At 42.8% G+C, this 11046-nt stretch carries 9 protein-coding genes; 8 read left to right on the top strand and 1 reads right to left on the bottom strand.

Annotated features, from left to right (window positions below; genetic code table 11):
- Positions 1 to 56: 56 nt before the first annotated feature.
- From ACXAFJ_RS12860 to ACXAFJ_RS12825, 8 genes are all read left to right on the top strand, one after another.
- The gene (locus ACXAFJ_RS12860; protein ID WP_475323855.1) at positions 57 to 575 is read left to right on the top strand and encodes a sigma-70 family RNA polymerase sigma factor; all 519 of its coding nucleotides are present in this window, start codon (positions 57 to 59) and stop codon (positions 573 to 575) included.
- 9 nt (positions 576 to 584) lie between these two features.
- Positions 585 to 1544, top strand: a complete 960-nt coding sequence (locus tag ACXAFJ_RS12855; RefSeq protein ID WP_475323853.1) for a DUF4880 domain-containing protein — start codon at positions 585 to 587, stop codon at positions 1542 to 1544.
- Positions 1545 to 1675: 131 nt separating this feature from the next.
- Positions 1676 to 4873: a TonB-dependent receptor gene (locus ACXAFJ_RS12850; protein ID WP_475323852.1), complete on the top strand. Its 3198-nt coding sequence runs from the start codon at positions 1676 to 1678 to the stop codon at positions 4871 to 4873.
- A gap of 112 nt (positions 4874 to 4985) precedes the next feature.
- The gene (locus tag ACXAFJ_RS12845) at positions 4986 to 5693 is read left to right on the top strand and encodes a Slam-dependent surface lipoprotein (RefSeq protein ID WP_475323850.1); all 708 of its coding nucleotides are present in this window, start codon (positions 4986 to 4988) and stop codon (positions 5691 to 5693) included.
- Between the two features lie 153 nt (positions 5694 to 5846).
- On the top strand, positions 5847 to 7325 hold the full coding sequence (locus ACXAFJ_RS12840; protein WP_475323849.1) for a surface lipoprotein assembly modifier: 1479 nt from the start codon (positions 5847 to 5849) through the stop codon (positions 7323 to 7325).
- Between the two features lie 153 nt (positions 7326 to 7478).
- Positions 7479 to 8555, top strand: coding sequence for a tonB-system energizer ExbB (gene exbB, locus ACXAFJ_RS12835; RefSeq protein WP_475323848.1), 1077 nt, complete (start codon positions 7479 to 7481; stop codon positions 8553 to 8555).
- A 2-nt stretch (positions 8556 to 8557) separates the two neighbouring features.
- On the top strand, positions 8558 to 8977 hold the full coding sequence (locus tag ACXAFJ_RS12830) for a biopolymer transporter ExbD (protein WP_475323846.1): 420 nt from the start codon (positions 8558 to 8560) through the stop codon (positions 8975 to 8977).
- Positions 8978 to 8988: 11 nt separating this feature from the next.
- A complete protein-coding gene (locus ACXAFJ_RS12825) occupies positions 8989 to 10035 on the top strand; it encodes an energy transducer TonB (RefSeq protein WP_475323845.1) in 1047 nt (348 codons plus the stop codon).
- A 42-nt stretch (positions 10036 to 10077) separates the two neighbouring features.
- On the opposite strand, the gene ACXAFJ_RS12820 is transcribed toward ACXAFJ_RS12825, so the two are convergent.
- Positions 10078 to 10944, bottom strand: a complete 867-nt coding sequence (locus ACXAFJ_RS12820; RefSeq protein ID WP_475323844.1) for a YicC/YloC family endoribonuclease — start codon at positions 10942 to 10944, stop codon at positions 10078 to 10080.
- Positions 10945 to 11046 lie beyond the last annotated feature (102 nt).

The following is an 11046-nucleotide window of genomic DNA, read 5'->3' as shown; positions in this document are numbered from 1 at the left end:
AAATGATAATTATTCGCATTCTCGTGTTTTGTTTGGGAAATGAGGAGTATCAAACAATGGCGGTTTTGAATCCGGCAACAATGAAAAGTGTTCAAGAAATGTACGTTGAACACAAAGGCTGGTTATCTATGTTTATTCAGCGACGAATGGGATGTCCTGAAGCAGCAGCAGATTTAGTTCAAGACACTTATATGCGTTTATTGGTTAAAGGTAGCTTGCCTTCGACCAAAGATTCGCGACGGTATCTGACACATATTGCCAAAGGCTTAGTGATTGATAACTATCGCCGTAAGCGCGTTGAATCGGCTTATCTTGAATATATCGCTCAACAGCCTGAGCCTGTAGCTGTCTCGCCAGAAGAAAAAACACAAATGATTGAATCTCTTATCGAGATTGATACCTTGCTTAATCGCCTGCCTAGCAAAGCGCGAGAAGCCTTCCTGTTGAGACAAATGGAAGGGTTGTCTTACAAAGAAATTGCCGCCCAAATGGGGGTATCCGTATCCTCTGTAGAAAAATACGTCGCCAAAGCGTTGCAAGCTTGCATGATGTCTATGATGAACACTTGGTCGTAGAGAACATCAATGCCTGAATTTTCCGAGCAAGCAATTTCTCCCCCACCACTCTCGAAACAAACCATTGAGCAAGCCTCATTATGGATGGCGAGAATGTGGTCGGACAATGTCAGTGATGTGGATAAGCAGGAGTTAACTCGTTGGCGGGCACAGAGTCCGTCTCATGAGTTTGCTTGGCAACAACTTCAGAGCATTCAGCAGCGATTTAGCTCTGTCCCCAATCCAAAAATGAGCCGTAAAGTGTTGGTTCGTACACGTCGTAAAGACGTGTCTAGGAGGTCATTTTTATGTGCTGGAGCGGTTCTGACTTCATCCTTATACCTGAGTAAAGATTGGTTTGTCTCTTCAGCAGAAACCGGCTTTGCAACCGTAGCGGGTGAAATTCAAAAGCACATTTTATCTGATGGTACCAAGCTAGCTTTCAACTCAAATGCTCGTGCCAAACTGATCAAAACTGAACTTGGCCGAACATTGTATTTGGAGCAAGGTGAAGTGGTTGTGGAATCAGGATCCTCACCGTTAACGGTGTCGAGTCAATATGGTTCTGTTGCTCCTATTGGTACTGTATTTTCCGTAAAGAAACACGATACCTTTGCAGAAACCAGTGTGTACCAAGGTAAGGTAAGAGTGACCAGTATTGATGGTTTCTCTAAATTAGTTGAGCAAGGTAGCCAGCTCATATTTGATGCAACAGGGCTTCAAGTAATACAAGCAAATAACCCATTCGATTTACTCTGGGTAGACGGCAAACTTTTGGCAAAAAATGAAGCCTTACATGAGTTTGCTGCGCGTATTGGCAATTATCGTCGCGGGTATATCCATGTTGCTAAAGAAGTGGCCGAACTGAGGATAACTGGCGTGTTTTCTACTCAGGATGTCGATAATACGTTGGCCAACTTAACGAATATTCTTCCAATCGAACTTCATTACCGCACTCCATTATGGGTGTCCATTCAACCACGTCGTTAAAACCTTAAAGCTATTCATTCTTTGTTTTGTCGCTCTGCTGACTGTGACAAAAAAATGACTTTTTGTTGAGGGTTTTATTATCTCACTCGGTGTAGATGCGTAATTCAATAATTCTAATCAGGGATGTAGTTTTGAAACTCGCGCGTATACATTTTAAGCCAACCTCTTTGTTGGCTGCGGCGATCAGTTTGTCACTTTCTCAGTCAGCCATTGCCCAAGTCAATCTTGATATACCAGCTGGAGAGCTGGATACCGTTCTTAGTAAATTTGCCGTAGATTCCGGTGTGGAATTTTATGTCGATGCCAGCTTAACCCAAGGTTTATACAGCCCAGGTCTACAAGGCGAATTCGATATAGAGCAAGCTCTTGCATTGTTGCTAAAAGATACAGGATTGGACGCTGCACCACAAAATGACGGCTCTTTTCTTATTGATTTAGAGACAGACGAATTTACCCTCGACCCCATTCAAGTTGAAAGCCAATCTGAAGTTAGCCGTGATGAGCAAGGCGAGTGGGATGTATACGATCAAAACAATTCAACCTCCTATGTAAACAAAGAAGAAGTAGAAAGATTTAAAGGTTCGAGTGCCACAGATTTATTTACCAGTGTAGCTAACGCATACAGTGCAGATGGCCGAGCTTCTGGTTCAATAGATCCGAACATACGAGGAATTCAAGGACCGGGTCGTGTTCCTGTAACTATCGATGGTACGGAACAAGCGGTGACGGCTTACAAGGGGTATCGCGGAGCTGGAAACCGAAACTACCTCGACCCTAATTTGGTTGGTTCGATGAAAGTGCAAAAGGGCCCCGCAATTGATCCAGATATGAGTACGTCTGTCGGTGGCGGCATTGCGATTTCAACACTTGCAGCTGACGATATTTTGCTAGACGGTAATAAGTTTGGAATGGAACTTGTTTTGGAGTCGAGTAGTAACTCTATCTCACCTAGAGAGCCACAGTTGTTTAGTGGCCAAGATTTTAAGCAAGTGCCTTTCTACATTGATTATGTCAACAGAAATGGCATAGATATGAATCAGCTTCGGACTATGTTCCAGTATCAAGATCCAGCTCTACTCTTTCATCCGAGGGATCGGACGGATAATCCGTTAAATGGTGAGGATGGTGCTGCGCGATTGGCGATTGCAGGCAAACATGAGCGCCTTGAATGGCTGACAGCTTATGCCTATAGAAAGCGAGGAAATTATTTTTCTGGGAAAAATGGGTCAGATTTTTACAGACAAGAAGAATGCCCCACGGCTAGTCGACAAACACAGTTGAATCCATATTGGGTTGCGTCTTGCCATCTACCAGGTCAAGAAGTACATAACACTTCCTCTGAAATGACATCCTATTTATTAAAGGGAGCTTTAAAGTTTAACACTGTCTCGGAATTAAGTTTGGGTGCTAGATACACAGAATCAATTCACGGAGAAATGTTTGCTTCCCGAGCTGAGAACAGAACCAAAGATGGGATGCCACAATGGCCCCTAAGTAAAGTACAACTTCAGGCCTATAATGCAGATTTCTCTTTCAATCCTAGTAATCCCTCGATTGATATGGAAGTAGGTTTGTGGGCAACCTTGTCTGATATCGCGGATAACACAGGGAGTAATTCCCCTAACTATCCAGATGCCAATGACATCTTGTATAACGGAGCTAGAAACGAAAAAACAGAACGCCGCTATGGTATTAATGCAAAGAACACACAAAAAATATCCGACAAATTAGACCTAACGCTTTCGGCAGACTACCAAAGACATGTTTTAACTCCGAAAGGAGATCTAGTTCAGATGATAGAGGAAAGAAAAGGAAGCATTAGGTCTGGTGAGAGAGAAGAATTTAAAGGCAGCATAACCGCTAAATGGCGTCCAAAGTCTCACATTCAAGTAGATGCTGGGCTTAGATATGGTCGATTCAAAGCCGAAGATGATGTAATCAAGTACGCGATAGATTCTGGGCAGCAAGATAAGTTTGCACAATACTGGGCCGCTGACGGCTATACACTGTCTTATGATACGGAACATGTCTACACCGAGTCTGAAATGCAAGCACGGGTTGATGCCGCAGTTCAGCAAGCTACGGATACTTGGAACGATACTCAATTAACTAGGACAATCAAACAGGAAGAACTCAACGATACGAACACCAAAATAAATGCTCTCGATATTGAATGGGCCGAGCTACCAGCCAAGATTAATGCTGCGATGTTGGCTGGCAATTTGGCCGAATTGGGCGCTTTACATGCTCGTGGACTTCATATACAAAATGTTGAACGGCCTGCGCTTCAAGCTAAAAAAACCAACCTTGAAAACCTTTTAGCTGAAGCCGTCACACCTCTTGCTGAAATAAAACAGAATGCGGAAAATCTTGCTAGGTCACAAACCTCTTATACCGAATCTCATCAGTATGTAGTAACACAAGACACCAGTATCGCTGAATACAAAAGTAAGATGGAAAACTTAAAGTCAGGCACTTTACAAAAGGTCGACCTAGGGGAATTTGAAAGTAGAACAGGCCATAAATCGAGTGGTGCCGCTTGGATGCCTTCACTCGCAGTTGGTTGGCAACTTGATATGAGGAACAAGGTATATGCAAAGTACACTCAAGCTGTTCGTTTCCCAAGTCTTTTCGAAAGCACAACCGGTTTTTCTGCCAGTCCAATACCTGATTCCGCTCAAAACAACGAACGCAGCAAATTATTCGAAGTTGGCTACGTTCACTATTTAGATAAAGGTAATATTAAGCTAAGCCACTTTACTCAAAAAACTGACAATATGATGGATCGTGACAGAGGAGATGGGTCAACGACAGGTGTTACTTTTGTCAGTATCGATAAACATACAGTTAGTGGATTTGAACTTCAGGCGGATTATGATACCGGTAATTACTACGGCGAGTTTTCTGCCGCTTACAACTATGAGAACGAAGTTTGCGATAGTTATCAGTCGATTCAACTTCATTTAACTGATCCTAGTAAACCAATTCAAACTTGTGTTAGAGGTGGCTATGGCGGTGGAAGTTATTTGTCTTATACGTCACCACCAAAGCACTCTGCAACATTACATCTTGGCGCTAGAACGTTTAATCAAAGTTTGGAGACAGGTTTCCGAACACATTATTCATCGAAAAGTGACTCGGAAGACAAAATTCAACGAGACAGCTCGTTAACTTTTGATGCCTATATTGGTTATGAATTTAATGATCACTTTGATATTGAGTTAGTGGGGACTAACTTGTTCAATCTATATTATATGGAGCCATCATCAGGCGCTGGTTTACCGGCACCTGGCCGTACTATTAGCATGAAATTTAAGGGTAAATTCTAAGAATAATTGAGGGTTTCATTTTTTCATTCGGTACATAGGATGAAAGCTTCTAAAGAAGCCATTTTAAGTGAGGGATAGTCCCTCTAGAAAGTTACCTAAAAAGGAATGAAATATGAAAAAAGTTACTCTTTCAGTGATTGCAGCAGCGGTTATGACAGTTGCAGGTGCGGCAAACGCAGGTTTTGATGGTGCCACTAGCGGTTCTCTATTTGTTGGTAAGTCTACAGTTGACGGCGGTCCTCATGTTTCAGGTCGTGCAGGTATCGGTTTTAGTCCACGTGGAATGGTTGATTTTCAAGGTTTAACTGCTTCAGCAACTCAAACTGACGGCATCCATGTTCTAGGTGATACGCATGCTGGAAAATCTACGTGGAACTTTGGCCAAGTGGCGGACCAAGATGTTTGGTTTGGTGAATGGGCTGCTGGCGGTACAAACACTAACTGGGCAAACCGCACGGTTTATTATGTTGGAGATAACACAGGAACAACCGTACCAGCTTCAGGTGTTGCAACCTATACTGTTGAAGGTGTAAACAAGTTTAATGGTACAAACAAACTTGCAGGTACATTTACCGCAAACTTTGGTACTCAGTCACTTAACGGTTCTATCGAAAATAATTCGTTAAAGGTAAGTGTATTCACAAGTATCAACTCTGCCGACGCTTCATTTAGTGGTTTGGCTTTTGCGCAGCAGGGACAAGACCTTGCATTTGGTAATGCACAAGGTCACTTCTTCGGCTCTGAAGCTGCGGCGCTAGCAGGTATTGCGACGTTTGCTGACAGCCAGTACGACACAGCTTACGGCGGTACAAAAAACTAAGTAACTTTCAAACTTAGTTAATTGGCAGGGTAAATACCCTGCCAATTTGTTTTCACAATCCTTGTATTTGTCTTGTTGTGGTGTTGAATGCGTCTGCTGTACATTTCTTTTCTAAACTTTAAATTTTTAGCTTCGTGCTCACTTTTTTTTACAGTGCTTTTTGCTTCTAACCATAGCCTTGCTGATTCCCTCGGTTCTTACTCTAGTTCTATTTCTAACAACGACTTACAAAGAGAGGTTAGAGAGACCCAATCGCGTCATCAAAAGGAAAAGGAAGACGAACTTCTCAAAGAAGAGAGAGCAAAAGATCACGCCAGCCAGTCATCGCCAGACATTGATTTAGATGCCATTCCCAACACGGCTTCTGAATTGGGTCAAGCTCTGCATTACATGGTTCAGAAAAAAAATTGGTTAGCGGCAGAGCAACTACTAATTCGCTATAAGGCACTAGATCAGCCAGATGCCATGCTGGTGCACTACGCAGAAGGTAATCTATTTCGCACTCAACGAAAATTCGAACAAGCGGAACAATCCTTTCTGAGTCTTCTAGATATTCAACCCAAATTTTTATTGGGTAAGCTTGAATTGGCACGTGTTCAATTTGAAAACTACAAAAACACTGACGCCTTACAGCACTTTGATGAAATTGCACAAGGGCTACCTGATGATCCTAGAGCAGATGGTGTAAGAAAAACGGTTTCTTTATTCTCAGAAGCTGCGATTAAACGCGACAAACTCAATGGCACTTTTTCTGTTGGTGGAAAGTACACCGATAACTTAAATAAAACATCCAACTTTGAAGAATGTGGTTATGTCATTGTTTTAAATAACGGCAAGATGGAAGTGGAAAGACGATGCCGTTCAACGGAAAAGAAAATAAAAACCGCTGGAGTTGTTGCGGACGGAACACTGTCTAAACGTTGGTCACTTAGTGGAAATCATGGCATTAAATGGGATGCCTTTGGCTTATCGGAAAACTACCACAACGAGCGTTATCACAACCATCACAGACTCGTTAACTCTGTTGGTTATAGCAATCAATCTGCCAAATATCGCTGGGGGTTTGGTCCGAGATTAGAATGGATTTCTACAGACAACCAAACCTTATATGTTGCCGAAGGTTTTGATATCAGTTGGATGACGTTTCCGACAGTTAAAAGTGCATTCAAAATCGATCTAAAACACGAGTATCAAGAATACAGGCCAAAAAACAAGAGTCATGAAGATGGGTCACTATCTTCTGTAAGTACATTGTATTGGAATCAGCTAACTTCCAACTTTCTAGTCTTTGGTGGCGTCGACGTATCACGAAAAGATACCCACCAGAACGTGTTTTCATACAATCTTTATGGTGCTAGGTTGGGTACAAACTACAAATTGAATAAACACCTAGATTTAACAATCTCCAGTTCATTCAAGCGTCGTACTTATGATGAGGTGAACCGTTTTATGGGAGGAAGGATTAATGACTTTGAGCAAAATCACAGCGCAAGTTTAAGAGTACCAGCATTCGAATGGAAAGGTCTAACACCTGTATTAGCGGTTAATCATAGTCGAGTTAATAGTAATATTGATTGGCTAAGGACTCACAAAAAAAACGACGTCACGTTAAAAATAGAGAAAAGATTTTAATTAAAAACAGTGGCTTAAAATTCTTTTGAGGTTTTTTCTAATTTTCTTTACGGGTTTTACGTTTTGATTCGGTAGTAAAGGTAAGCACTAATACATTGATATGTTCATCGCTGATTATTCTGTCCGCGTTGACATTACTAACGACGTCAAAACATGGCTAACAAAAACAAAAGAAATAAGTGGCTACTTACGATTGGTCTACTACTTCCAGTCGCAATTGCACATTCGCAGGAAACGCTTTCTCAACAAGCTTCTCTTCAAGAAACTTCTCTTAAAGAAACCTCTCTTCTAGAAACAGCCGCACCAGAAATTAAAACAGTAGATAAAACGGCTACTTCTAACGAAACATCGTCTACGTTACTTGTTGATTCAAATGCTGAAAGTACAAGTTTGGTTGCCGACTCTGAAACTGCACATTTGGATTCAGCCCCTGTTTCAGTAGATTCTTCCTTGAATACCGATAGTACCGAATTACTTCCTACTGATTATTCTAATGTGGAAGCCAATGTTATTCATGATCTGTCACCAATAGGCATGTATTACGCTGCCGATTGGGTGGTGAAATCTGTCATGTTGATGCTTGTTTTTGCTTCATTTGTTACTTGGGCCATTGCCTTTAGCAAACAATTGCAATTATCGAAAGCTACCAAGTATGCGAGGCAGGCAGCTCAAAACCTTTTAGAGGTAGATACCTTAACTAAAGCCGGTGAAATCGAAGACCTTAAATCCATGGCGGGAAAAAGCTTGTTGGATGGTGCTGTAAAGGAATGGCAAGTGTCTCATCAAGGACAAACCAGCGATGACGGTATCAAAGAGCGTACCCAAATTCGTTTAGAGAGAATCCAAGCGCATTTCAGCAGCGAAATGGCAAAAGGAACCAGTACATTGGCAAGTGTTGGTTCGGTAGGACCTTTTGTCGGTCTGTTTGGTACGGTTTGGGGAATTATGAATGCGTTTATCGGTATCGCAAAATCTAACACCACCAGCCTATCAGTCGTCGCTCCCGGTATCGCTGAGGCCCTATTAGCGACTGCGATTGGTCTGGTTGCCGCGATTCCAGCCGTGATGATGTATAACCATTTCACTCGCCAAATTGCGCAATATCGTGCAAGTCTAGCGGATATTTCTGCGGCAATTTTGATTCTATTGAGCAGGGATTTAGACAGAAAAGGTAAAGATGACCTGACTGAAGATGGTCTCGACGTGTCTCCACTTCAGAAAGTAGGTTAATCATGGGATTTAAACCTCAATCTGGTGATGATGACTTACAAGCTAACCACGAGATCAACGTTACTCCTTTTGTAGACGTGATGTTGGTGTTATTGATCATAGTGATGGTTGCCGCGCCCTTAGCAACAGTCAATGTTCCCGTTGAGCTGCCAGCGTCATCAGCGAAATCACCTCCTAAAGCCAGTGACTTGTTTTACCTAACGGTACAAGAAAAAGGCAATCTTGTTATTGGTGAAGACAACAATACAACTTTGGACAATCTTCCTGATGTATTGAGTCAGGTTCTCTCTAAAAAAGACACTGTGATTTATTTGCGTGCGGATAAAGGCTTAGTTTACGACGACCTAATGAAATTAATGAATGTACTTGCTGCGAATGGCTACACCAAAGTCGCTTTAGTTGGACTAGCCAGTGAAAGTTAGGTTGAAAATCTGTGTTGTTTAGTCGTTTTTTGAAGAAAAGCTCGCCCACTTTTAATCCGTTTACTTCTTCTTTGCCAAGCAAGTACCGAGAAAGGCCGCTTTGGCAATATGGTATTTTGGTCAGTGTGGTAGCGCATTTAGCGATCTTGGCGATTGTTCTCTATAAACCCAGTCGAATTGTTCGAGCTAGTTCAGAGGCAGCGCCAATCGTTTTAACTCTGGTTGCGCCCGTGGCGAGTAACCAAGATACCAATATTGATACTCCACAGGACATAGACTCGACACAAAGTGCGCCGTCCTTGCAACCTCGTGAACCTGAACCCACACTGCCAGAGCCAGAGCCAGAGCCAGAGCCAGAGCCAGAGCCAGAGCCAGAGCCAGAGCCAGAGCCAGAGCCAGAGCCAGAGCCAGAGCCAGAGCCAAAATCAGCCCCCTCTCCGGTTGAGGCACCTAAAGTCGCGGAGCCTGCCGAGCTGATTGCGAAGTCTGAAACCAAAGTTGAACCTAAAAAAGAACCACCACCAGAGAAAACTGAACTCCAGAAAGTACCAGTTGCTAAGAAGGTAGAAAAAGCCATTCCGCCTAAACCTAAGGAAGTGCTACCTAAACCAGTAAAAGAGCTTGAAAAACCTCTACCTGATATTGAAATCAGAGAAGTTGAATCAAAGAACAGTATTGATTCGGCAAAGCGACAAATAAAAAGTAACAATCAAAGTAATGCGACGTCGGCTCCCAGAGTAGGGCAGTTGAGTGAGCAACAAAGACAAGCCAAGCTAACATGGCGCAGGATGTTGCAGGCTCATTTGGATGCTCATAAACAGTATCCAAGATTAGCTCGGCGTCAAAAACGACAAGGTATGCCAGTGATTCGATTTGTGATGGATCGAGACGGTAACGTAGTTAGTTCGATGCTAGTGAAAAGTAGTGGTACCGCTTCCCTAGACCAAGAAGCATTAGCAATGTTAAAAAGAGCGGAGCCTCTACCAACGTTACCTTCTAATATAGAAGGCAAAACAGTGCCTTGGACAGTCCCCATTAGCTTTTCGTTAAAAGACTAAAAAAGGCCGCATTAAGCGGCCTTTTAATCCAGTTTACTTAACTTACTCTATGTTCTGAATTTGCTCGCGCATCTGCTCAATTAGCACTTTGAGTTCTACCCCTGATGCAGTGATGTCGGTGCTGATTGACTTAGAAGCGAGAGTATTCGACTCACGGTTAAACTCCTGCATCATGAAGTCTAAGCGACGGCCACAAGCGCCACCTTTCTTGAGGATGCTTTTCGTCTCTTTAACGTGTGAATCTAGGCGGTCAAGTTCTTCTGCTACATCAGATTTTTGTGCCAATAGAATGAGTTCTTGTTCAACACGAGAGCTGTCTAGTTCAACTTTTGCATCTTCAAACTTGCTAAATAAACGCTCTCTTTGCCATTCAATGATTTCTGGCATACGAGCTCTTACTTTAACTACTTCATCGGTAATCGCATCTAGACGCTGAACGATGAGCGTTTTCATGTTTTCACCTTCGCGGCCACGTGCAGTAATGAACTCACTTAACGCTTCGTCAAAACCAGCAAGTAAGTCAGTATTTATGCTGTCCATATCCTGCTCTGGCGTTTCCATCACGCCCGGCCATTGCATCACTTGAAATGGATTGATGCGGCTTTGCTCACCTGTTAGATTCATGACTTGGTTGGCAGCGCTAATAACCTGTTTTGCAAGGTTTTCATTAATGGACAAGTCGGCGGTAGCGGCTGGGTTTGCCTCGAATCTCAGGCTACACTCTACTTTGCCTCGCGCTAGACGCTTACGAAAACGTTCACGCAGTAGTGGTTCTAAACCACGAAACTGTTCGTGCATACGGAAATACGTTTCTAGATACCTTTGGTTCACAGAACGGATTTCCCACACCGCTGTGCCCCAGTCTGCCTTGATCTCTTTGCGCGCATACGCAGTCATGCTGTAGATCATTGAATACCTTCTGATGATATTTTTAACTGACAGCATGGTAGCACACACAGTTGGCTTTGGTAGTGACCTAGGTACAGCCACTAAGGCTAACTGACTTTGTTT

The sequence above is a fragment of the Vibrio sp. ABH4_348 genome, assembly GCF_056159765.1.
The sequence above is the reverse complement of the archived record's forward strand: the minus strand, read 5'-3'. Positions and strand labels throughout refer to the sequence as shown.